Source organism: Neisseria sp. RH3002v2g (assembly GCF_014596425.2).
Lineage (GTDB): Bacteria > Pseudomonadota > Gammaproteobacteria > Burkholderiales > Neisseriaceae > Neisseria.
The window spans coordinates 790,717-814,058 of the sequence record NZ_CP110721.1 but is presented as its reverse complement, the minus strand read 5'-3'; the positions used below and the strand labels follow the sequence as shown (position 1 = coordinate 814,058).

At 49.5% G+C, this 23,342-nt stretch carries 22 protein-coding genes; 11 read left to right on the top strand and 11 right to left on the bottom strand.

Features of this window, described 5'->3' with window-relative positions; translation table 11 throughout:
* Window positions 1–6 precede the first annotated feature (6 nt).
* The 5 genes from BBP27_RS03870 to leuC form a co-directional block, all read right to left on the bottom strand.
* Entirely contained in the window at window positions 7–468 is a 462-nt protein-coding gene (locus BBP27_RS03870; RefSeq protein ID WP_188211999.1) for a NanQ anomerase/TabA/YiaL family protein, read from the bottom strand.
* A 64-nt stretch (window positions 469–532) separates the two neighbouring features.
* Window positions 533–1,174, bottom strand: coding sequence for a 3-isopropylmalate dehydratase small subunit (gene leuD / locus BBP27_RS03865; RefSeq protein ID WP_049322418.1), 642 nt, complete (start codon window positions 1,172–1,174; stop codon window positions 533–535).
* Between the two features lie 45 nt (window positions 1,175–1,219).
* Window positions 1,220–1,585 (bottom strand): VOC family protein, encoded by a 366-nt coding sequence (locus BBP27_RS03860; RefSeq protein WP_049349466.1) that lies wholly within the window; start codon window positions 1,583–1,585, stop codon window positions 1,220–1,222.
* A 98-nt stretch (window positions 1,586–1,683) separates the two neighbouring features.
* Entirely contained in the window at window positions 1,684–1,938 is a 255-nt protein-coding gene (locus BBP27_RS03855) for a hypothetical protein (RefSeq protein ID WP_188212000.1), read from the bottom strand.
* Between the two features lie 125 nt (window positions 1,939–2,063).
* The gene (gene leuC / locus BBP27_RS03850; RefSeq protein ID WP_188212001.1) at window positions 2,064–3,473 is read right to left on the bottom strand and encodes a 3-isopropylmalate dehydratase large subunit; all 1,410 of its coding nucleotides are present in this window, start codon (window positions 3,471–3,473) and stop codon (window positions 2,064–2,066) included.
* Between the two features lie 264 nt (window positions 3,474–3,737).
* Here leuC and gshA point away from each other — a divergent pair, with 264 nt between their 5' ends.
* The 7 genes from gshA to BBP27_RS03815 all read left to right on the top strand — a co-directional run bounded on the left by gshA (window position 3,738) and on the right by BBP27_RS03815 (window position 13,155).
* Window positions 3,738–5,096 (top strand): glutamate--cysteine ligase, encoded by a 1,359-nt coding sequence (gshA, locus tag BBP27_RS03845; protein ID WP_188212002.1) that lies wholly within the window; start codon window positions 3,738–3,740, stop codon window positions 5,094–5,096.
* 101 nt (window positions 5,097–5,197) lie between these two features.
* On the top strand, window positions 5,198–6,268 hold the full coding sequence (gene corA / locus BBP27_RS03840) for a magnesium/cobalt transporter CorA (RefSeq protein WP_188212003.1): 1,071 nt from the start codon (window positions 5,198–5,200) through the stop codon (window positions 6,266–6,268).
* A gap of 117 nt (window positions 6,269–6,385) precedes the next feature.
* Window positions 6,386–6,868: an acyl-CoA thioesterase gene (locus BBP27_RS03835; protein ID WP_003746615.1), complete on the top strand. Its 483-nt coding sequence runs from the start codon at window positions 6,386–6,388 to the stop codon at window positions 6,866–6,868.
* A gap of 127 nt (window positions 6,869–6,995) precedes the next feature.
* Entirely contained in the window at window positions 6,996–9,767 is a 2,772-nt protein-coding gene (gene gyrA / locus BBP27_RS03830) for a DNA gyrase subunit A (RefSeq protein ID WP_188212004.1), read from the top strand.
* A gap of 64 nt (window positions 9,768–9,831) precedes the next feature.
* Window positions 9,832–11,673: an excinuclease ABC subunit UvrC gene (gene uvrC, locus BBP27_RS03825; protein ID WP_188212005.1), complete on the top strand. Its 1,842-nt coding sequence runs from the start codon at window positions 9,832–9,834 to the stop codon at window positions 11,671–11,673.
* A gap of 27 nt (window positions 11,674–11,700) precedes the next feature.
* Window positions 11,701–12,450 carry a type I 3-dehydroquinate dehydratase gene (aroD, locus tag BBP27_RS03820; RefSeq protein ID WP_188212006.1) on the top strand — a complete coding sequence of 250 codons (750 nt, stop codon included), beginning with the start codon at window positions 11,701–11,703 and terminating at the stop codon, window positions 12,448–12,450.
* A 135-nt stretch (window positions 12,451–12,585) separates the two neighbouring features.
* On the top strand, window positions 12,586–13,155 hold the full coding sequence (locus BBP27_RS03815; protein WP_188212007.1) for an acetate uptake transporter: 570 nt from the start codon (window positions 12,586–12,588) through the stop codon (window positions 13,153–13,155).
* A 77-nt stretch (window positions 13,156–13,232) separates the two neighbouring features.
* Here the strand turns inward: BBP27_RS03815 and yfaE are convergent, their stop codons facing one another.
* The 4 genes from yfaE to nrdA all read right to left on the bottom strand — a co-directional run bounded on the left by yfaE (window position 13,233) and on the right by nrdA (window position 17,985).
* Window positions 13,233–13,532 (bottom strand): class I ribonucleotide reductase maintenance protein YfaE, encoded by a 300-nt coding sequence (gene yfaE / locus BBP27_RS03810; protein WP_003686421.1) that lies wholly within the window; start codon window positions 13,530–13,532, stop codon window positions 13,233–13,235.
* 61 nt (window positions 13,533–13,593) lie between these two features.
* Window positions 13,594–13,971 carry a DUF6979 family protein gene (locus BBP27_RS03805; RefSeq protein ID WP_009427512.1) on the bottom strand — a complete coding sequence of 126 codons (378 nt, stop codon included), beginning with the start codon at window positions 13,969–13,971 and terminating at the stop codon, window positions 13,594–13,596.
* Between the two features lie 75 nt (window positions 13,972–14,046).
* On the bottom strand, window positions 14,047–15,180 hold the full coding sequence (nrdB, locus tag BBP27_RS03800; RefSeq protein ID WP_049331034.1) for a class Ia ribonucleoside-diphosphate reductase subunit beta: 1,134 nt from the start codon (window positions 15,178–15,180) through the stop codon (window positions 14,047–14,049).
* Between the two features lie 525 nt (window positions 15,181–15,705).
* Window positions 15,706–17,985, bottom strand: a complete 2,280-nt coding sequence (nrdA, locus tag BBP27_RS03795; protein WP_188212008.1) for a class 1a ribonucleoside-diphosphate reductase subunit alpha — start codon at window positions 17,983–17,985, stop codon at window positions 15,706–15,708.
* A gap of 399 nt (window positions 17,986–18,384) precedes the next feature.
* On the opposite strand from nrdA, the gene BBP27_RS03790 reads away from it, so the two are divergent.
* Window positions 18,385–18,717, top strand: coding sequence for a stress response protein (locus BBP27_RS03790; RefSeq protein ID WP_188212009.1), 333 nt, complete (start codon window positions 18,385–18,387; stop codon window positions 18,715–18,717).
* A 51-nt stretch (window positions 18,718–18,768) separates the two neighbouring features.
* On the opposite strand, the gene BBP27_RS03785 is transcribed toward BBP27_RS03790, so the two are convergent.
* Both BBP27_RS03785 and BBP27_RS03780 read right to left on the bottom strand, forming a co-directional pair.
* Window positions 18,769–19,503 (bottom strand): epoxyqueuosine reductase QueH, encoded by a 735-nt coding sequence (locus BBP27_RS03785; RefSeq protein ID WP_049331023.1) that lies wholly within the window; start codon window positions 19,501–19,503, stop codon window positions 18,769–18,771.
* A gap of 100 nt (window positions 19,504–19,603) precedes the next feature.
* Window positions 19,604–21,061 carry a patatin-like phospholipase family protein gene (locus BBP27_RS03780; protein WP_188212010.1) on the bottom strand — a complete coding sequence of 486 codons (1,458 nt, stop codon included), beginning with the start codon at window positions 21,059–21,061 and terminating at the stop codon, window positions 19,604–19,606.
* Window positions 21,062–21,201: 140 nt separating this feature from the next.
* On the opposite strand from BBP27_RS03780, the gene recO reads away from it, so the two are divergent.
* From recO to acpS, 3 genes are all read left to right on the top strand, one after another.
* Window positions 21,202–21,945, top strand: coding sequence for a DNA repair protein RecO (recO, locus tag BBP27_RS03775; protein ID WP_003746635.1), 744 nt, complete (start codon window positions 21,202–21,204; stop codon window positions 21,943–21,945).
* Between the two features lie 68 nt (window positions 21,946–22,013).
* On the top strand, window positions 22,014–22,742 hold the full coding sequence (gene pdxJ / locus BBP27_RS03770) for a pyridoxine 5'-phosphate synthase (protein ID WP_003746637.1): 729 nt from the start codon (window positions 22,014–22,016) through the stop codon (window positions 22,740–22,742).
* Between the two features lie 88 nt (window positions 22,743–22,830).
* The gene (gene acpS / locus BBP27_RS03765; protein WP_003746639.1) at window positions 22,831–23,208 is read left to right on the top strand and encodes a holo-ACP synthase; all 378 of its coding nucleotides are present in this window, start codon (window positions 22,831–22,833) and stop codon (window positions 23,206–23,208) included.
* The last annotated feature ends 134 nt before the right edge of the window (window positions 23,209–23,342 follow it).

The window sequence follows — 23,342 nt, the reverse complement described above, 5'->3', positions numbered from 1 at the left end:
GAAATATTATAGACGTTCGGTTTCAACACGGATTTTAAAAACAACTTTGCGTATGTTTGCTCTGTCGCCGACCAATGGGGCATGCGCATCATTCGGGAAAAATAGCGCAAATTCGCCGGGCTCCAAGGTCAGCCAAGTTTCCGGCTTGCAGTCGAAAAATTCAATATCGCGCTTTTCGTTGTAGCCTAAACCGTTTTTCAGACGGCCTCTGTCTATCCAGCCATACGTTTCGCTGCTATCAATTGGCGTTTGAATATCAATGTGTTTTAAGTGTGCTTCGGGCCGGGCTTCGCCTTGAGTCCTCATCGGCTCGCTACCGATAAAAATACGGATATTGGGATTTTCGCACGGCACTTGGCCGTCCGGCAGCTTGGCAAAATCTAGGGTCTGCAACAGATGGAAGGCCTCGGCAAAGTCGGGATGCAGGGCAGCATAGCGGGTGGCATTGCTTATGGTGTCGGTAATCATAATATATTTGTGTAGATTAAAGGCCGTCTGAAACACTTAAATTTTTCAGACGGCCTTTGGTATATCAACCGTTAAACAGCCAAGGCTGGCTTTGGCGGCGTTTTTCTTCGAAATCGCGGATTTCATCGGCGTGTTGAAGGGTCAGGCCGATTTCGTCCAAGCCGTTTAAGAGGCAGTGTTTGCGGTGTTCGGTAATGTCGAATGTGAATGTTTCGCCGCTAGGGGTGGTCAGGGTTTGCTCGGCAAGGTCGATGGAGAGTTGATAGCCTTCGTTGGCTTCAACTTCTTTGAAAAGCTGGTCAACCTGTTCTTCGGTCAAAACGATGGGTAAAAGGCCGTTTTTGTAGCAGTTGTTGAAGAAGATGTCGGCAAAGCTGGGGGCAATGATGGCGCGGAAGCCGTAGTCGTCCAATGCCCAAGGGGCGTGTTCGCGTGAAGAGCCGCAGCCGAAGTTTTTGCGCGTCAACAGGATTTGCGCGCCTTGATAGCGTGGCTGGTTCAGGGAGAAATCCGGATTCAACGGGCGTTTGCTGTTATCCATGCCCGGTTCGCCGTGGTCGAGGTAACGCCATTCGTCAAAGGCATTAGGGCCGAAGCCGCTGCGTTTGATGGATTTTAAAAATTGTTTGGGGATGATGGCGTCGGTATCGACATTGCTGCGGTCGAGCGGGGCGACGATGGCGGTAATTTTGGTAAAGGCTTTCATGTCAGATTCTTATAGTAATAATGGGAAATTTTATGGCTATTCGGCTTAGCGCGTGCTGTGCAAACCGATTCGGTTGCCTTCTGTATCTTCGATAAATGCGGCAAAGCCGTTGGCAATGCGGAATTTTTCTTGTAAAAGCTTGCCGCCTGCTGCAACGGCTTTTTCTGCGGTTTCGGCACAATCCGGGCAATTGAAGAAAATGGTCGTTCCACCGTGGCCGGGTTGGGCATTGCTGTCATGCCAAATCATGCCCGCCGTGCCGTGTTGTGTGTAATCGGCCGGAAAAATGATGAAACGGAATCCGTTGCCGCCAACGTCTTGCAAGGGCTTGTCAAATACGGATTCGTAAAAGGCCTTGGCGCGATCCAAATCTTGAGCATGGATGCCGAACCAGCTTGACGGATTACTCATTGCTTCTTCTTTCGCAGGGAATCTTAGGATGTCTGAATAGTAGGGAAACAGGCCGTCTGAAACGGATTCAGGAGGATCAGACGGCCCACCTTACCGAATTATTCGGTAGCTGCTTCAATTTTGTTGCCGACATGGCTGACGCCGCGGCCTACTGCATTGCCGCCTTTTTTAACGGCTTCTTCAGTTTTATCGGCTACGCGTTCTGCGGTTTCTTTGGTTTTGTCGGCTACACGTTCTGCAGTTTCTTTGGTTTTATCCCAGTTGCGGTTGGTATCGTCTTTTGCGCCGGACCAAGTGCTGGAACAAGCGGTCAGGATGAAGGCTGTGGCAGCCAATGCAAACAGTTTTTTCATAGTAGATTCCTTTCAAGGTATCGATTGATTGAGAAGGTTTTCAAACGTTTTGCGCAATGGGAAAACTTAATTGGGCAATGTATTGTTTCAGACGGCCTGATGAATAAAGGCCGTCTGAACATGTTTTAAGCCATAGTGCGGATGTCGGTAAACCGGCCGGTTACCGCGGCTGCGGCTGCCATAGCCGGGCTGACGAGGTGGGTGCGTCCGCCATTGCCTTGACGGCCTTCGAAGTTACGGTTGGAAGTGGAGGCGCAACGCTGTCCCGGGGTTAGGCGGTCGGCGTTCATGGCGAGGCACATCGAGCAGCCAGGTTCGCGCCATTCGAAGCCGGCATCGATGAAAATTTTGTCCAAGCCTTCTTTTTCGGCTTGTTCTTTAACTAAGCCGGAGCCGGGAACGATTAACACGCGTTGTACATTGTCCGCTTTTTTGCGGCCTTTGGCGATAGCGGCGGCTTCACGCAAATCTTCGATACGGCTGTTGGTACAAGAACCGATAAAGACGATATCGACAGGGATTTCGTTCAATGGCGTACCCGCTTCCAAGCCCATGTATTCAAGGGCGCGTTCCATGCCACTGCGTTTGACTGGATCGGTTTCTTCGGCAGGATTAGGTACTTTGCCGTTGATGTCCAAAACCATTTCAGGCGATGTGCCCCAGGTTACTTGAGGCTCGATGTCTTCGGCTTTGAAGTGGTATTCCTTATCAAAAACTGCGCCTTCGTCAGACACCAGCGTGCGCCAGTATTCGACGGCTTTGTCCCATGCTTCGCCTTTAGGTGCGAAAGGTTTGCCTTTTACATAGTCGATGGTGGTTTGATCGACGGCAACCATGCCTGAGCGCGCACCGGCTTCAATCGCCATATTGCACAAGGTCATGCGGCCTTCCATGGAAAGACTGCGGATGGCTTCTCCGCCAAACTCGATGGCGTAGCCTGTACCGCCGGCCGTACCGATTTGACCGATGATATAAAGCGCTACGTCTTTAGCGGTAACACCGGGTTTCAGACGGCCTTCAACGGAAATCAGCATGGATTTGGATTTTTTCGCGGTAATGCACTGGGTTGCCATGGTATGTTCGACTTCGGAAGTGCCGATACCGTGAGCCAATGCACCGAATGCGCCGTGGGTAGAGGTGTGCGAGTCGCCGCAAACGACGGTCATGCCGGGCAGGGTGGCACCTTGTTCCGGGCCCATGACGTGCACAATGCCTTGACCTTTATCCATGAACGGGAAGTAGGCGAGTGCGCCAAACTCTTTGATGTTTTTGTCCAAAGTATCGACTTGCAGTTTGGAAATCGGGTCTTGGATACCTTTGTCCCAGTCGCCGGTCGGGGTATTGTGGTCGGCGGTGGAAACCACGCTGTCGATACGCCAGAGTTTGCGGCCGGCCATTTTCAAGCCTTCAAATGCCTGCGGGCTGGTAACTTCGTGAACCAAATGACGGTCGATGTAAAGCAGGACAGTGCCGTCTTCTTCTTCGCGGACGACGTGGCTGTTCCAAAGTTTATCGTAAAGGGTTTGTGCGCTCATGATGAGTTTCTTTGCTAATTGGTAAGTATGAATGATGGTTTGTGTTTATGGGCGGATTTTAGGCTTTTTATAGGGGCTGCGCAATAGAAATTTGTCCAATTTTTAAAATTTGTCGTAAAGTTTCAAAAATTCTTATTGAAAATTAGACAAATTGTAGAATTGTTGACAAAAAGATGCATTTTATCTGAAAGAATGCTTGTCGAAATGCACTAAAAAGTTCTATCATTCTCACTTAATATCCACATTTACCAAGAGGTATAGAGAATGAAATTACCGGTTCTGGCTCCTGAGTACCTGATTCAATTTCAGGAATTCGAGAGAAAAATTCTTGCCAATCATGCCAAAATCGAAGCATGGTTTCGTTCGCATTGGAACGAACACCGTCCGCCGTTTTATGGTTCGGTTGACATCCGCAATGCCGGTTACAAAATTTCATCTATTGATATGAATTTGTTTCCGGGCGGCTTCAATAATTTGAATCCAAACTTCATCCCGCTGGCGGCGATTGCCGCGCAAGATGCGGTACAGCGCGCCTGTGAAACGGCAAAATCCGTATTGATTATTCCTGAAAACCACACACGCAACACATTCTATCTTCAAAACGTTTACGCACTCAGCGAGATTTTGCGTTCGGCAGGGTATGAAGTCCGTTTGGGCAGCCTGAATCCGGAAGTTACCGAGCCGACTGAGTTTGAAACTGCCTTGGGCAACAAAATCCTGCTTGAGCCTTTATTGCGTACCCGTGAGCGCGTCCACCTTGCCGACGGTTTTTCGCCTTGCGTTGTTTTGTTGAATAACGACTTGTCCGCCGGCGTTCCCGATATTCTCAAAGGCATCAGCCAAACCGTATTGCCTCCGCTGCACGGCGGTTGGACGACTCGCCGTAAAACTGAGCATTTCGGCGCGTACAACCAAGTTGCCGCCGAATTTGCCAAGCTGATTGATATCGACGAATGGCAAATCAATCCTTATTTTGAAAAAATCAGCGGTTTGGATTTCCAAGAGCGCGAAGGCGAGGACGCGTTAGCAGGCGCGGTAGAGCGCGTGCTGGCAAAAATTCAAGCCAAATACGATGAATTGGGTATTACCGACCAACCTTTCGTGATTGTCAAAGCCGACGCAGGCACTTACGGCATGGGCGTGATGAGTGTCAAATCCGCCGATGAAGTGCGCGGATTGAACCGTAAAAACCGCAATAAAATGGCGAAAGTCAAAGAAGGTTTGGAAGTCAGAGAAGTCATTGTCCAAGAAGGTATTTATACCTATGAAACCATGAACGGCGCCGTCAGCGAACCTGTCGTTTATATGATGGACCGTTTCGTCATCGGCGGCTTCTTCCGTGTACACGAAGGACGCGGCGCGGACGAAAACCTCAACGCCGGCGGCATGGTATTCGTCCCGCTGTCCAACAGCATCCCCACCGGCAGCGGCGACAATTCCCAAGAAGCGCCCGAAGCCTGCAAACGCGTATTCGAACAATGGGATTCGCTCGGTATGCCACGCTCCGAAAAAGACTGCGACGTGGACAACGAACACAACCGCCTCTACGTTTACGGCGTAATGGCACGCTTGTCCTTGCTCGCTGCCGCATTAGAGTTGGAACAAACAGCGCCTCAAGCCTAATAAAACATTAATCAATGTCATCAGGCCGTCTGAAAATCAGTTTTCAGACGGCCTTTTATGTCTGTACAATCCATTCAAACCAATAAACATGATTTCTTTTTATGAATAAACCAGCCAATCCTGTTGAGACAAACGACAATCTGCAAGAGCAGGCCATGCAGCGCAGCAACACGGACAATGCGCCGCGTTCTGCCATCCACCAAACCTTATATTCCGCCGATACCTTTGTTCAGCATGATTATCTTGCCGGAAAGGCTTTGCCCGATATTGCACGCCCGCAAGAAGGCCAAATCAACTGGCTGCATTTTGTCGGCATCAATGATGCTGCTTTGCTCAAACACGCGCTTGAGCCTTACGGCATCCATGAGCTGGTTATTGAAGACATTCTCAGCCGCAAGCAGCGCCCGAAAATCGAAGACTACGGCAACTATGTGTTTACTGCCGCACAGGTTTACCATTACACCACCACAGGCAAGCTCCATTCCGACCAAGTGTATGTGATTATCGGCAAAGATTTTGTGTTGTCTTTCCAACAAAAACCGCTGGGCTTATTCAGCCATCTTCGCCGGAAGATGCACGAGAATCCGCACAATATTTTGAACAAAAATACGGCGTTTCTTGCTTATTGCCTGCTCGACCGTATTGTGGACGACTATTTTATCGTCCTGGAAGAGTACAACAACCGCGTCGAAGTCATAGACAAATCCCTGTTTAAAAATGAAAACAGCGATATTCTCAGTAAGATTCACCGCCTCAAGCGCGATGCCGTCCGCCTGCGCCGAACGCTTTTGCCCTTGCGTGATGTGTTTTACCAACTGGCCGTGCGCGGCGATTTCGCCATTTTCAAAGGAGAATCAACCGTTTATCTGCGCGATGTGTACGACCACAATATGCAGCTTATCGAATCGCTTGATGCCTCTCGAGATATGGTGTTGAGCATGATGGACATTTATCTTTCCTTCCAATCCAACCGCATGAACCAGCAAATGCGCGTGTTGACGGTTATTACCATCATCTTCATGCCGCTGACCGTCATCACCGGCATCTACGGCATGAACTTCGACAATATGCCCGAGCTGCATTGGCATCACGGCTATTTCATGGTTTTGGGTGTGATGCTGTGCATCATTATCTGCCTGTTGGTTTTCTTCTCCCGTAGAAAATGGCTATGATCAGGTGCGCCAGATTGAATTTTTCCACTCAAAAACGGTAGAATCAAAATTCCTACAAAACATGCCGTCTGAAATAACAGGCGGCCTTAAAAACAAACCACTTCAAGAGGTCAAACTATGGAACAAGCACGCCAACTTCCTTCTCACGAACTCATCATGTCCGAGCTGATGATGCCGGATACGGCAAATTTCAGCGGCAACGTCCACGGCGGCGAATTATTGCGCCTGCTCGACCAAGTCGCTTATTCCTGCGCCAGCCGATACAGCGGCAACTACTGCGTTACCTTGTCTGTCGATAAAGTTTTGTTTAAAGAGCCTATCCATGTCGGCGAACTGGTAACCTTTTACGCCAGCATCAACTACACCGGCCGCACCTCTATGGAAGTCGGCATCCGTGTAGAAGCGCAAAACATCCGCACCGGCGAAGTGCGCCATACCAACAGCTGCTACTTCACCATGGTTGCCGTAGAAGACGGCAAGCCGGTTGCCGTGCCGCCATTGGAAATCAATACACCGCGCCAACGCTGCCGTTATGAAAAGGCCAAAAAACGCAAAGCGTTGAGCCTTCAGGCGTCCAATGAAGTTTCTTGCAGCCTTTAAATGATTGCTTAGAAAGAATAGAGGCCGTCTGAAACCCTGTTTCAGACGGCCTTCACGCAAAAGCCATAAACCGCTTGTTTTGTGGTAGAATCAACAAGATTTTTGCCATAAGAAATTACAGATAATCATGACCGACGCAACCATCCGCAACGACCATAAATTTGCACTCGAAACCCTGCCTGTCAGCCTCGAAGACGAAATGCGCAAGAGCTACCTCGATTACGCCATGAGCGTGATTGTGGGTCGAGCCCTGCCGGATGTCCGCGACGGTCTCAAGCCGGTACACCGCCGCGTGTTGTACGCGATGCACGAGTTGAAAAACAACTGGAACGCCGCCTATAAGAAATCGGCACGTATCGTCGGCGACGTTATCGGTAAATACCATCCCCACGGCGATACGGCCGTTTACGATACCATCGTCCGCATGGCGCAAGATTTTTCCATGCGTTATGTACTGATCGACGGTCAGGGCAACTTCGGTTCCGTTGACGGATTGGCCGCAGCAGCCATGCGTTATACCGAAATCCGCATGGAAAAAATTTCTCATGAAATGCTGGCGGATATTGAAGAAGAAACCGTCAATTTCGGCCCCAACTATGATGGCAGCGAACATGAGCCGCTGGTATTGCCGACCCGTTTCCCTGCGCTGTTGGTAAACGGTTCGTCCGGTATTGCCGTCGGTATGGCAACCAATATCCCGCCGCACAATTTGGGCGATACCATCAATGCCTGCCTGCGCTTGTTGGATGAGCCTGAAACAGAAATCGACGAGCTGATTAACATTATCCAAGCGCCCGATTTTCCAACCGGCGCGATTATTTACGGATTGAGCGGCGTGCGCGAAGGCTATAAAACCGGCCGCGGCCGCGTGGTCATGCGCGGTAAAACCCATATCGAGCCTATCGGCAAAAACGGCGAGCGCGAAGCCATTGTAATCGATGAAATCCCATATCAAGTAAACAAAGCCAAGCTGGTTGAGAAAATCGGCGAATTGGTACGCGAAAAAACGCTGGAAGGCGTATCCGACCTGCGCGACGAGTCCGACAAATCCGGTATGCGCGTCGTGATTGAATTGAAACGCAATGAAAATGCCGAAGTCGTTTTGAACCAACTCTACAAACTGACCCAGCTGCAAGACAGCTTCGGTATCAACATGGTGGCCTTGGTTGACGGCCAGCCGCGTTTGCTGAACCTGAAACAAATCCTGTCAGAATTCCTGCGCCACCGTCGCGAAGTCGTTACCCGCCGTACTTTGTTCCGCCTGAAAAAAGCGCGTCATGAAGGCCATATTGCCGAAGGTAAAGCGGTGGCCTTGTCCAACATCGACGAAATCATCCGTCTGATTAAAGAATCTGCCAATGCGCCGGAAGCCAAAGAAAAACTGCTGTCCCGCCCATGGCGCAGCAGCTTGGTTGAAGATATGCTCAGCCGTACGGATTTGGACCTGCAAATGATGCGCCCTGAAGGCTTGCCAGAGAATTTGGGTCTGCACAGCCAAGGCTATTACCTGAGCGAATTGCAAGCCGATGCCATCCTGCGCATGAGCCTGCGCAACCTGACCGGCCTTGATCAGGAAGAAATTGTCGGTGAATATAAAAATCTGATGGGTAAAATCATTGATTTCGTGGATATTCTTTCCAAACCAGAGCGCGTTACCCAAATCATCCGCGAAGAATTGGCAGACATTAAAGCCAACTTCGGCGACGAGCGTCGCAGCGAAATCAATCCGTTTGGCGGTGATATCGCCGATGAAGACCTGATTCCGCAACGCGAAATGGTCGTTACCCTGACTCATGGCGGCTATATCAAAACCCAGCCGACAACTGATTATCAGGCGCAGCGTCGCGGCGGCCGCGGTAAACAGGCAGCGGCCACCAAAGACGAAGACTTTATCGAAACCTTGTTCGTTGCCAATACGCATGATTATTTGATGTGCTTCACCAATTTGGGCAAGTGCCACTGGATTAAGGTTTACAAACTGCCGGAAGGCGGCCGTAACAGCCGTGGCCGTCCGATTAACAACGTCATCCAATTGGAAGAGGGCGAAAAAGTCAGCGCCATCTTGGCCGTCCGCGAGTTCCCGGAAGACCAATACGTCTTCTTCGCCACCGCACAAGGCATGGTGAAAAAAGTCCAGCTGTCTGCGTTTAAAAACGTCCGCAGCCAAGGCATCAAAGCCATCGCGCTTAAAGAAGGCGATTACTTGGTCGGCGCAGCGCAAACCGGCGGTGCGGACGATATTATGTTGTTCTCCAACTTGGGCAAAGCCATCCGCTTTAACGAATATTGGGAAAAATCCGGTAACGATGATGCAGAAGATGCCGATATCGAAACCGAAAACGAAGATTCAGACGGCCTGGATGATGAAAATGCCGAAAACGCATTGCCAAGCGGCAAACACGGTGTCCGTCCGTCCGGTCGCGGCAGCGGCGGCCTGCGCGGTATGCGCCTGCCGGCCGATGGCAAGATTGTCAGCCTGATTACCTTCGCACCCGAAGCCGAGCAAAGTGATTTGCAAGTATTGACCGCTACCGCCAACGGCTATGGCAAACGTACCCCGATTGCCGATTACAGCCGTAAAAACAAAGGCGGCCAAGGCAATATCGCCATCAATACTGGCGAGCGCAACGGCGATTTGGTTGCCGCGACTTTGGTCAGCGAAACCGACGACCTGATGTTGATTACTAGCGGCGGCGTCCTGATTCGTACCAAAGTTGAGCAAATCCGCGAGACCGGCCGTGCTGCCGCAGGTGTCCGCCTGATTAATCTGGATGAAGGCGAAACCTTGGTCAGCTTGGAACGCGTGGCTGAAGAGGCCGAAGATGAAGCCCCTTTAGAAACCGATGCAGCCGAAAACCAAGTGGTAGAAGCTGAAGATACTCCGTCTCAAGAATCTTAAACGTCAATGAAAAAGGCCGTCTGAAAAGTTTTCAGACGGCCTGCTTATTCCAAAAGAAAATCCCGTGAGCGCAACCGAACCGTTCGATTTACCTCTTTTTCTGAAAAATCTGCCCAATCTTCCGGGCGTGTACCGTTTTTTTGACGAAGACAACAATGTTTTGTATGTCGGCAAAGCGGTCAATCTCAAGCGGCGCGTTTCCAGCTATTTCCAAAAAAACGACCATTCGCCGCGCATCGCATTGATGGTAAAACAGGTTCATCATATCGAAACCACCATCACGCGTTCCGAAGCCGAAGCGCTGATTCTCGAAAACAACTTCATCAAAGCCTTGTCGCCGAAATACAATATCCTTTTCCGCGATGACAAAAGCTATCCTTATTTGATGCTCAGCGGCCATCAATATCCGCAAATGGCATATTACCGCGGCACGCTGAAGAAGCCTAATCAATATTTCGGCCCGTATCCGAACAGCAACGCCGTGCGCGACAGCATTCAAGTGTTGCAAAAAGTCTTTATGCTGCGTACCTGCGAAGACAGCGTGTTTGAACACCGCGACCGTCCTTGTCTGCTGTACCAAATCAAACGCTGTACCGCACCTTGTGTCGGTCACATCAGCGAAGAAGATTATCGCGACAGCGTGCGTGAAGCCGCGACTTTCCTTAATGGCAAAACCGACGAACTGACGCGCACCTTGCAACACAAAATGCAAACCGCCGCCGCGAATTTGCAATTTGAAGAAGCTGCCCGTTACCGCGATCAAATTCAAGCGCTCGGCATCATGCAGAGTAATCAGTTTATCGACAGCAAAAATCCGAACAATCCAAACGATATCGATTTGCTTGCGCTGGCGGTTTCAGACGGCCTGGTCTGCGTACACTGGGTCAGCATCCGCGGCGGACGGCATGTCGGCGATAAAAGCTTTTTCCCCGACACTAAAAACGATCCCGAGCCAAACGGACAAGATTACGCCGAGGCCTTCGTTGCCCAACACTATCTGGGCAAAAGCAAACCCGACATCATCATCAGCAACTTTCCCGTCCCCGACGCGTTGAAAGAAGCCTTGGAAGGCGAACACGGCAAACAGATGCAGTTCGTGACCAAAACCATAGGCGAACGCAAAGTCTGGTTGAAAATGGCGGAGCAAAACGCACAAATGGCGATTGCCCAACGCCGCCTGCAACAAAGCAGCCAGCAACACCGCATCGATGAACTGGCCAAAATCCTCGGCATGGATTCAGACGGCCTTAACCGCCTTGAATGTTTCGATATCAGCCACACGCAAGGTGAGGCTACTATTGCGTCTTGTGTTGTGTACGATGAACAAAACATCCAGCCTTCGCAATACCGCCGCTACAACATCACTACCGCCAAACCCGGCGACGACTACGCCGCCATGCGCGAAGTGTTGACGCGCCGTTACGGCAAAATGCAGGAAGCCGAAGCCAACGGCGAGGCCGTCAAATGGCCGGATGTCGTGTTGATTGACGGCGGCAAAGGACAAATCGGCGTAGCCGTATCGGTATGGGAAGAACTCGGGCTGCACATACCTTTGGTCGGTATCGCCAAAGGCCCCGAGCGCAAAGCCGGTATGGAAGAACTTATATTGCCTTTTACCGGAGAAGTTTTCCGCCTGCCGCCCAACAGCCCGGCTTTACATTTATTGCAAACCGTACGCGATGAATCGCACCGCTTTGCCATTACAGGCCACCGCAAAAAACGCGACAAAGCACGCGTTACTTCCTCACTCAGCGAAATCCCCGGTATCGGCAGCAAACGCCGCCAAGCATTGCTCACCCGATTCGGCGGCCTGCGCGGCGTGATTGCAGCCAGCCGAGAGGACTTGGAAAAAGTGGAAGGCATCAGCAAAGCCTTGGCGGAAACCATTTACGATCATCTGCACTGATTGGCTTGAACAGCAAAAAGGAACAATATGAAACCTGTCATCATCAAAAATATTGAGATCGGCAAAGGCCTGCCTAAAATTGCCGTGCCGCTGGTGGCCGCCAATACGCAGGAATTGGAGCAGGCTTTGCACGTATTAAAAGAGACGGCTTTTGACATCATTGAATTTCGTGCGGATTTTTTTCAAGAGGCGCTTGATGCCGATTTTATTGCCAAGCACTTAGGCATTGTCCGACAGGCTTTTCCTGCCAAGCCTTTGCTGTTTACATTTAGAAGGGCGCAAGAGGGCGGTAATACGCCTTGTTCGGAAGACTATTATTTTGAATTATTGGAAAAAATCATCTGTTCCAAACAAGCCGATATTATCGACATCGAGCTTTTTGCCGAGGAGGGCGGCGTAAAACAAACCATTGCTTTGGCGCATGAGTATCAAACTGCCGCCTTACTTTGCAATCACGATTTTCAAGCCACGCCGTCTTTGGCAGACATTACAGGCCGTCTGAAAACAATGGCCGAGTGGGGCGCGGATATCTGCAAAATTGCCGTTATGCCGCAATCGCCGCAAGATGTGTTGACCCTGTTGCAGGCAACATATGATGCTTCACAAATTATCGACCGCCCGATTATTACCATGTCCATGGATAAAACCGGAGCCGTCAGCCGCTTGGCCGGCTCGACTTTCGGCTCAGCCGTTACCTTTGGCGCGGCACAAAAAACGTCGGCACCCGGCCAAATTGATGCTAATGAATTGAGGAAAATCTTGGCAATTTTGGGATAGTTTAATTATTAATATTCAAGGCCGTCTGAAAAATATTTTTCAGACGGCCTGATTTTTTTAAATTTATTTCTTTTAATTTTAAATAAAACCTGTAACAATGGGTTTCCTATTTCTAATAACTAGAGGAGAAATAAAATGATTACTACTAAAGAAAACCTGGCGAACCCAGGTCCAGTAGGCCTGGGTGGCTTTGCATTGACAACTTGGTTGCTCAGTCTGATTAACGGCGGCTTTTTTACTGCTCAAGAGGGTGTCGGCTTAGTTTTGAGCATGGCTCTCGCCTTTGGTGGTATCGCCCAAGTTATTGCCGGTATGTTTGAGTTCAAGAAAGGTAATACGTTTGGCTTTACCGCTTTTATCAGCTATGGTGCATTCTGGTGGACATGGGCTTTGTTTACCATCTTTTTTAAAGGTGAAACAGCCCCGGCATTTATCGGCTGGTATCTTTGCGCATGGGGTATGTTTTCACTGATGATGTTTGTGGCTACCTTGACCAAGCCTAAAGTATTGAGCGGTATTTTCTTTTTCTTGACACTGACTTTTTTTGCTTTGGGTATTGGCGATGGCATGGAAAATCATAGCATCGTCCATATCGGCGGTTGCTTAGGCTTGGTAACTGCACTTGGTGCGTTCTACTTGGCCGCTGCGGAAGTCATTAACGAATCTTTCGGCAAAACAGTTTTGCCGGTTGGCGAGCGTAAATAAGCTTTGTCATACAAAATGCCGTCTGAACGGTGGACATGAAATCAAAGATTTCGGCCATAATGTTCAGACGGCATTTTTTATTTGTCTTCAAATAAATCGACATCAAATAAATCCGGCTCTTTGATGCGCTCACGACAATCAAGCTTGATGTCTTCAGTAACCCGGCAGCAGCACGGCAAAATTTCTCCGGGCGCGACAAAAGCGAGTGGAAAATTATCATAAGAGACTTTCCCATCCAAGATTTTAACCCGGCATGAACCGCAATAACCGCTGCGACATTGGTATTCAACTTCGTGTCCAGTGCGCTCCAAGCCCTCCAATAAGGTTTCGCCTTGTTGGAGTTGGAAGGTTTTGTCGTGTGTGCTAATGAGTGCCATGTGTGTTTTAGGGCATAGAGGCCGTCTGAACAATGTTTCAGACGGCCTTAAATATATAAATTCAAATAATCAAGCCTTTTTCCCACAAGGCCAAAACGACATGAAGCTGGCTGTTATATTTTTTTTCATTACCCACAATTTCGCGCCAGAAAACGGATTTTTTCTGATTTGCCCATTCGGGATCATTTTTTAAAAGGCTGACCGCTGCAACGGCATATTCTCCGTTTTTGGAATGTTTGGTTTTGACTTTTTCCGGGTTGATTCCTTTAACCAACCCCGCACGACACAATCCCAAAAATGCATTCTTTGGGCATCCTTTTTTTCTAATTGACTCCTTGATGGGAAATGATGCCGCAATCTCTGTCCAAGCTTGTTCCATATCTTCATATTTAGAATATGATTCAGCTGCTTTTACCGCAATGTCGCCATAAATCTTCATTTTTGGTTATACCTTGAGGATTGAAAAGAGATTTTCAGACGGCCGGTTACGCCCAAAGGCCGTCTGAAACGCGGTTTACAGCTCGAAATCGCCCAAATCGTCCGCGCTGACTTCCGAATCAATCTGACCGATTAAGTAAGAAGAAATTTCCACTTCCTGCGGCGCAACCTGTACATTGTCAGAAGACAGCCACGCGTTAATCCAAGGAATCGGGTTTTGGGTCGCACCTTCAAATCCGGCAGGCAGGCCAACCGCCTGCATACGCAGATTGGTAATATATTCAACGTATTGAGCCAAAATTTCTTTGTTCAGGCCAATCATTGAGCCGTCTTTAAACAGATAGGCCGCCCATTCTTTTTCCTGCTCGGCTGCTTTTTTGAAGAGGTTGAAACACTCATCCTGCAATTCATTCGCAATTTCAGCCATTTCAGGATCATCGGCACCGGCGCGCATTAGGTTGAGCATATGCTGGGTGCTGGTCAAATGCAAGGCTTCGTCACGGGCAATCAGCTTGATGATTTTGGCGTTGCCTTCCATCAATTCGCGCTCGGCAAAGGCAAACGAACAGGCGAATGAAACGTAGAAGCGGATGGCTTCCAATACATTGACGCACATCAGGCAGAGATAGAGTTTTTTCTTCAACTCGCGCAAAGATACGGTAACAAGCTTGCCGCCGATATTGTGCGAACCTTCGCCCAACAGATTGTAATACTGGGTGTATTCAATCAAATCATCGTAATAGCAGGCAATGTCTTCCGCACGGGCGATGATGTATTTGTTTTGCACAATATCATCGAACACGACTGAAGGATCATTCACGATATTGCGGATGATATGAGTGTAGCTGCGCGAGTGGATGGTTTCGCTGAAGCTCCACGTTTCAATCCATGTTTCCAGCTCGGGAATAGACACCAAAGGTAAGAACGCAACATTCGGGCTGCGGCCTTGGATTGAATCGAGCAGGGTTTGATATTTCAGATTGCTGATGAAAATATGTTTTTCGTGTTCGGGCAGATTGGCGTAGTCAATACGGTCGCGCGACACGTCGATTTCTTCTGGACGCCAGAAGAAAGACAATTGTTTTTCAATCAGTTTTTCAAATACTTCGTATTTCTGCTGGTCATAACGGGCGACATTTACCGGCTGACCAAAAAACATCGGCTCTTTTAGCGCATCGTTTTTAGTTTTGGAAAAAGTGCTGTAGGACATAGTTAAATGTTCGCATGACATTGTAGAAATCCTTTAAATAAAAAAGCCCGCAGTAAAAACTGCGAGCTGGTTATTATAACCGATTACCGTAATGGTGGTCGGCGAAAATGCTTGCGAACATGTTCGAAGTTACCATTACGGAAACGACGATAAGCTCTTACAGGAACAGTTTTCCCGTGCATTCAAGCTCCTTTCATAAAGCACAAAGTGTATTTTTTGTGTAGAAAACTAAACTCTACAAAAAATAAATACTTATATTGAGCTCATGAGATTTAGCTTGTACTAACCTTAAAATCGCAGTATCATTCGAATTCCAGCAATAAATCTAATGAAATCATACGATTGAGTTAGGTCTTTAGGTTCTCATGAATGACCTAAAGAAATTTTTAACGTACGCCAATACGTTAAAAATCTTTCAATAGCTTGATACACGCCAATGTATCAAGCTATTTTCATTTTTTAGAGAACTTCTTAATTTCAGACGGCCGTTTAGATATGCAAAAGGCCGTCTGAACTCCTTCCTTATCAAATCTTACAAGCCCCACCAGCGCAACCATCATCCTGAATATCGGTCTGCGTATCGTCCGCGCCATCGCGGGTGTTATGGTAGTACAGGGTTTTGACGCCGTATTTGTAGGCGGTCAGCAGGTCTTTCAGCATTTGTTTCATGGAAACTTTGCTGCCTTCAAATTTGTTCGGGTCGTAGGCAGTATTCGCGGAAATCGATTGATCGACGAATTTTTGCATTACGCCGACGAGTTTCAGGTAGCCTTCGTTGCCGGGAAGCTGCCACAGGGTTTCGTAGGCATCTTTCAGGGTTTCAAACTCCGGTACGACTTGTTTCAAAATACCGTCTTTTGATGCTTTAACGCTGACCAGGCCGCGTGGAGGCTCGATGCCGTTGGTGGCGTTGGCAATTTGCGAGCTGGTTTCAGACGGCATGAGTGCGGTCAGGGTAGAGTTGCGCAGGCCGTATTTGACGATGTCGGCGCGCAGGCTTTCCCAGTCGTAGTGCAAAGGCTCGTTGCACACGGCATCCAAGTCTTTTTTGTAGGTGTCGATAGGTAGTTTGCCTTGCGAATAAACGGTTTGGTTGAACAGCGGGCATGCGCCGTATTCTTTGGCAAGGTTCACCGATGCTTTGAGTAGGTAATACTGCATAGCTTCAAAGGTGCGGTGGGTCAGGCCGAGCGCGGAATCGTCGCTGTAACGGACGCCATTTTTCGCCAGATAGTAGGCGTAGTTGATGACGCCGATGCCGAGTGTGCGGCGGTTCATGGTTGCGGTGCGTGCGGCTGCAACCGGATAGTCTTGATAATCCAACAGGGCATCAAGTGCGCGTACGGTCAAATCGGCGAGTTCTTCCAGTTCGTCCAAGTCATTTAATGCGCCCAAGTTGAAGGCGGACAAGGTACACAGGGCGATTTCGCCGTTCGGATCGTTGATGTTGTCCAAAGGTTTGGTCGGCAGGGCGATTTCCATGCACAAGTTGGACTGATGAACAGGCGCAACGCGTGGATCAAACGGGCTGTGCGTGTTGCAGTGGTCAACGTTTTGGATGTAGATACGACCGGTACCGGCGCGCTCCTGCATCAGAGTGGAGAACAGTTCTGTTGCCGGCAAAGTGCGTTTGCGGATGTTTGGGTCTTGCTCGTATTGAGTGTAGAGGCGCTCGAATTCGTCTTGGTCGGCGAAGAAGGCATCATACAAACCCGGAACCTCATTCGGCGAGAACAGGGTAATGTTGCCGCCTTTAATCAAACGGGTGTACAGCAGGCGGTTGATTTGTACGCCGTAGTCCAGCTGACGGATACGGTTGTCTTCTACGCCGCGGTTGTTTTTCAATACCAACAGGCTTTCGGCTTCGATGTGCCACAATGGGTAGAACAAGGTTGCCGCGCCGCCGCGCACGCCGCCTTGCGAGCAGGATTTAACCGCCGCTTGGAACATTTTGAAGAATGGGATACAGCCGGTGTGTTGCGCTTCACCGCCACGGATTTCGCTGCCCAAGCCGCGGATACGGCCGGCGTTGATGCCGATGCCCGCACGTTGGGAAACGTATTTCACAATTGCGCTGGTGGTGGCGTTGATGGAATCGAGGCTGTCGTCGCATTCAATCAATACGCAGCTTGAGAATTGACGGGTAGGCGTGCGCACGCCGCTCATGATAGGCGTAGGCAGCGATACTTTGAATGTGGAAACGGCGTCGTAAAAGCGTTTGACGTAATCCAAACGGGTCTCTTTCGGATATTTGCTGAAGAGACACATGGCCACCAAAATGTATAAAAATTGCGGCGTTTCATAAATTTGGCGGGTAACACGGTTTTGAACCAGATATTTGCCTTCGAGCTGTTTCACGGCAGCATAAGAGAAGGTCATATCGCGACTGTGGTCGATATAGGCGTTCAGCTCGTCGAATTCTTCGCGGCTGTAATCTGCGATGATGTGGCGGTCGTATTTGCCTGCCTCGGTCAGTTTTTTAACGTGATCGTAGAGGTGAGGCGGTTCGAACTCGCCGTAAGCGATTTTGCGCAGATGGAAAATGGCGAGGCGGGCAGCGAGATATTGATAATCAGGCGTGTCTTGTGAGATCAAGTCGGCCGCGGCCTTGATGATGGTCTCATGGATGTCGTCGGTACGGATACCGTTGTAAAACTGAATATGTGATTTGAGCTCGACTTGCGATACGGAGACGTTTTGTAAGCCTTCCGCCGCCCAAGTAACAACACGGTGGATTTTGTCTAAATCGATATCTTCCAAGCGTCCGTCGCGTTTGGTTACTTTAATATTCGTTGCTGCATTCATTATTCAGTCTTCCCATTAAAAAACACAAGATACGGTATTTGATTGCTTTGAACGGCACAATATAATGTATTTTTCTTTGTTTAACTAGACTTGACAATGCGCTTTTTTCGGGGGTTGATTAAAGAGGGGAATGGCTCAGGCTAGATTTTATGTGGGTTTGTGGCAGTCAGGCATTATTTTGTGTTTGCATCACATTTGTTCAAAATTTTTCTAGAGGCTTATGAAATAAAGAGATTTATATTCAGGTTTCGTCTAAATGGAAGGTGTGTTAAATTTTGCAAAGCAAGTAGTATGATGTAGTAATTAACCACATTTTTGTCATGTGAAAAATGGGCGTTTTGCCGGTGCCCAGGCGAAACATATAATGGAATAATGGAAAAACTATTTAGGAGGAGAATCATGTTGATGCTGAAAAATTTAGGTTCCGCACTGGCGGCGGTTGCCGTATTGAGCTTGGGTGCTTATTCTGTCGAGGTGGCAGCCAAGCCGCATGGCTCTCATGTGAGCAAACACCAGCCAGCGAAGAAAAACAAATTGCATCCTGCCTGTAAGAGATATCTTGAACGCCGTGCCGCTTGGTATCGCTATAAAGGCAACAAGGCCGAGTTGAGGGAAAACCGTAAAGCGGCAAAAGCGTTCCACGGTTTGCCTTATGCCGAGCAAAAAATCCAATGCCAAGCCGCTTATCAGGCATATGATGATTTTGATCACGGCAAATTCCGCCGCCGTTAATCGGTTGATTTGAATAAAGGCCGTCTGAATGTTTCAGACGGCCTTTAATTTTTATTTCTCAACGATGATTTTGTTTTCGGCTTGAGGCTCGTATTGAGTGGATTCATCACCGTAATACAACACGCCCAGCTTGATGGGGATGCGGCCTTGCGATTTGCGGTGGGCGTTGGAGTCGCGCAGGGAGTAGGCGCATCCGCAGTATTCTTGTTGGTAGAAATGTTCGCGTTTGCTGATTTCAATCATGCGTGCGCTGCCGCCGCCTTTGCGCCAGTTGAAATCCCAATAAACCAGGTCATCGTAGGGCTCGGCAGCGCGATGGCCGCAGCCGTTGATCTGTTTCATGTCTTTCCAGCGTGAAATGCCCAGTGAGCTGGTGAATACATGAAAGCCGTTTTCATGGGCATATTGTGCCGCTTTTTCAAAACGCATGTCGAAACACATGGTGCAGCGGATACCGCGTTCGGGTTCGAATTCCATGCCTTTGGCTTTGGCGAACCATTCTTTGCGGTCGTTTTCGTAGTCGTCGTCTTTGTCGATGAAGGGAATGCCGAATTTATCCGCAAAGCGCATGTTTTCTTCTTTGCGCAACATATATTCTTTGTGCGGATGGATATTGGGGTTGTAAAAATAAATGGTGTAGTCGATGCCGCTGGCAAGCAGGGCTTCCATTACTTCGCCGCTGCACGGGGCGCAGCAGGAATGCAGCAGGACTTTTTTATGGCCGCCGGGCGGAACGAGGATGGGGCGGTCGATATCGGTAACGATAGGCTTGTTTTTTTCGGTCATGGTTGTATTCTGTTTTTGATATTTTGTTTCAGACGGCCTTTATCTCTGAGGCCGTCTGAAGGGGTTGAAATCTATTTGTCTATTTTAACAGAGCAATACTTTATGGAACAGATTGTTTCTGTGTTTCTTTTTCGTTTAACGGTTTGAAATCTTTAGCGTCCGGCGGCGGTTCTGCAAAGATGGCATCGGGATTGTGGTGTGCTGCAAATTCTGTCAGCAGGTTGCGGTAGTCCAGCGACTGCTTCATTAATTCGGCAGCGGCGGTACGCAGGTTGTCCACGTCTTCCGGCGGCAGATAAAAACTGGTCGGAATATTCAATACTTTTTCCCTCAACTCGGAAGGAGGGAGGTCTTTGAGGTTGAGGCTGACGAAGGAGAAACTGATGCCGTCAGTCTGTTTGTCTTTATTCCACTGATCGACGAAGGCGCGGAAACGGCGCAGGGATTCTTGCGAGTTTTGGTCGATGGGGATATTGACGATGGAGGAGACAACGTCGCGGAAACCGGGAACGGCCGCGGTTTTGTCCAAATTGCTGCTAACTTGGTTTTGCGCATTGACGTTGATGACGACGATATGGCGGATGTTGTTTTGCAGGATTTTGTTTGTCAGGATTTTTTCCGGATACATTTCCGTCATATCCAAAAGGCTGCGCATGCCTAGATTGTCGGTCAGGCCGCCGTCTATCAGGTGGATGTAGGGGCGGTTTTTCCCGTCTGCGTATTTTTGGAATCGCTCGTAAAACTCTTTTATAGTGCGGCTTTGTTGTCTGCCTGTTTCACTGTCGTCTACGTCTTCGATTTTAATCGGCGGCGTGTAGTTGCAGCGTCCGCCGTTGTTGTTTAGGGTGATCGGTGCAAAGACCATGGGGACGGAGCTGGATGCGGCGACGGCTCTGGCGATGCGGAGGTTGCCCAGGTCGATACACATCGGATCAAAGTATTCCTGCGTGAAGTTGAAGCGTTCGCCTATGCCCATATCGGTGGCGGAAATGATGGCAAACGGGCCTTTACCGTGTTTTTCCAAATCGCGGAAAGTGGTTTTGCCGAAAAGGTAGTTTTCAAACTGCTCCTGCAACAGATCGCCGCGTCCGTATTCAGGCGAGGCCAGTCGGGGCAGGTTGGACATGGAGAATGCCTGTTTGACGACTTGGCGTTGGAAGTTTTGGTGTAGGAAACGTTTATAAAACAAGGGAATGGTTTCTTCACCCTTGAGTGCAAAATAAGCTGCCAAAACCGAGCCTCCGGATACGCCGAACACCACATCGACATTTGACATCAAAGATTGTTTTTTGCCGCCGATGGTGATCTGCTGCTTATGAAGCTGCTCCAACACGCCATAACCCAAGGCCGCCGCGCGCGTCCCCCCGCCGGAGAACATCAATACAATAAGCGTATCATCTTCGTCGTTGCGCTGAAGTTGGCTGGTTTCAAAGCGGTAGCCGCGTTTCAGGTCGACCGTATCAATGCCGGCAAGAGGCTGATATTTCACCAGCGAGCAGGCGGATAATAGGGCTACGGAGAGCAGGGAAAGTGCGGATTTAAAAGGGAATTTCGGCATAAACACAGGAAGGTTGGTTGTTCATTCAAAACGGATTATAAAGGTTTTCAGACGGCCTTTATAGAAGGCGGACTTTTAGACGGCCTTTTTGCATCGATTTTCCGTTATAATCGACACAATCTTTATCTTTCCAAACCCTTATGGCGCAACCGAACCGCATCAACCACGAACCTGTCTTTCTGCTTGCTTCCGCCCCTTGGCGCGAGAGCAGCTTGTGGGTGGAGGCCTTCAGCCGCCGTTATGGACGGGTGGCTTTGTTGGCCAGAAGCGCGCGCAAACGGCAGAGCGAATTGCGCGGCGTGTTGGTGCCGTTTGTGCCGGTGAGTGCGTCTTGGTATGGTTCGCAAGAGTTGAAGACCCTGCATCGCGCCGAATGGATAGGCGGTTGGCCGCAGCCGCAGGGCAGGGCTTTGTTCAGTGGATTGTATGTGAACGAGTTGATGCTGAAGTTGACCGTCCGCGAAGACCCGTTGCCCGAGCTTTACGATGTGTTAGCGGAAACCATGAAAACCATTTGCTGCGAGGCCAACCACATTGCCGCTTTGCGCCGTTTTGAATGGACGTTGCTGACACGCTTAGGATTTGCCCCCGATTTGTTCCATGACGGCAATGGCAATGAAATCAACGGCGAAGAAACGTATTGGCTCACGCCGGAAGAGGCTGTGGTGCCCTTGGCCGAGGCCGACCGCTTTCACGCGCTCAATAAAGGCGTTGCCGTATCGGGCGCGACTTTAATCGATTTGAGGGAAGGTAGTTTCGTTCATCAGGAAAGTCTGGGGCAGGCTTTGAAAGTAACGCGGCTTTTGATTGACAACCTTCTGCCCGAGGGCATCAAGTCTCGGCAGGTTTTGCAACAGTTGCAGCAGTTTGGTTTGGGCAGTTGAATTTTTCAGACGGCCTGTGAATATGAGCAGGCTCAGGCCGTCTGAAACTTTAAAGAAAGGACATTATTATGTTGTTAGGCGTAAACATCGACCATATTGCCACCGTCCGCAATGCGCGCGGTACGATTTATCCCAGCCCTGTCGAAGCGGCGCTGATTGCGGAAACCCACGGCGCAGATTTGATTACCATGCACTTGCGTGAAGACCGCCGCCATATTAAAGATGCGGACGTGTTTGCCGTTAAAAACGCCATCCGCACGCGCCTGAATTTGGAAATGGCGCTGACGGAAGAAATGCTGGAAAACGCGCTCAACGTCATGCCGGAAGATGTGTGCATCGTGCCTGAAAAACGCCAAGAAGTAACCACCGAGGGCGGTTTGGACGTATTGGCGCAACAGGATAAAGTGGCCGAGTTCACCAAAATCCTGACCGATGCAGGCATCCGCGTGTCCTTGTTTATCGATGCCGACAACGCGCAAATCCAAGCCGCCTATGATGTCGGCGCACCCGTTATCGAGTTGCACACCGGTGCGTATGCCGATGCACACGGCCACGCCGAGCAGATGAAACAATTCGAGCGCATTCAAAACGGTGCGCATTACGCCAGCGATTTGGGCTTGATCGTCAACGCCGGACACGGCCTGACCATTCACAACGTAACGCCGATTGCCCAAATTCTCGCCATCCGCGAGCTGAACATCGGCCATTCGCTGATTTCCCAAGCACTCTTCCTCGGCCTGCCTGAAGCGGTCCGCCAAATGAAGGAAGTCATGTTCAGGGCCAGAATGCTGCCTTAAGGGCATCAGCCATACCGGCTAAGGCAATTTGCTTTGGCCGGTAGCCGCATTTTCAGACGGCCTGACTATTTAAACAAGGAGCAGACCCATGATTTACGGAATTGGTACAGACATTGTTTCCCTCAAACGCATTATCCGCCTGAACAAAAAATTCGGACTGGCATTTGCGCAACGCATTCTCAGCCCGGAAGAGCTGTTGGAATTTCCGCAGGCAGGCAAGCCGGTCAACTATCTTGCCAAACGCTTTGCTGCCAAAGAGGCTTTTGCCAAAGCCGTCGGGACGGGCATACGCGGCGTGGTGTCTTTCCGCAATATCGGTGTCGGACATGACGCATTGGGCAAACCTGAATTGTTTTTTGCACCGGCTTTGAGCAAATGGCTGGAAGAGCAGGGCATCCGCGGCTGTCATCTGAGCATGAGCGATGAAGAAGATACCGTCATGGCTTTTGTCATTGCGGAAAAATAAGGCCGGATTTAAGTATTCTGGAATAGAACATCCTTTTCAGACGGCCTGAAGGGTTAGGTATTTGTTGAAGGTCGGGCGTATAAGCCCGACATCGTTTTTTTACGCACAAATCGGCAGGTGTCGCCGCCTGCCGC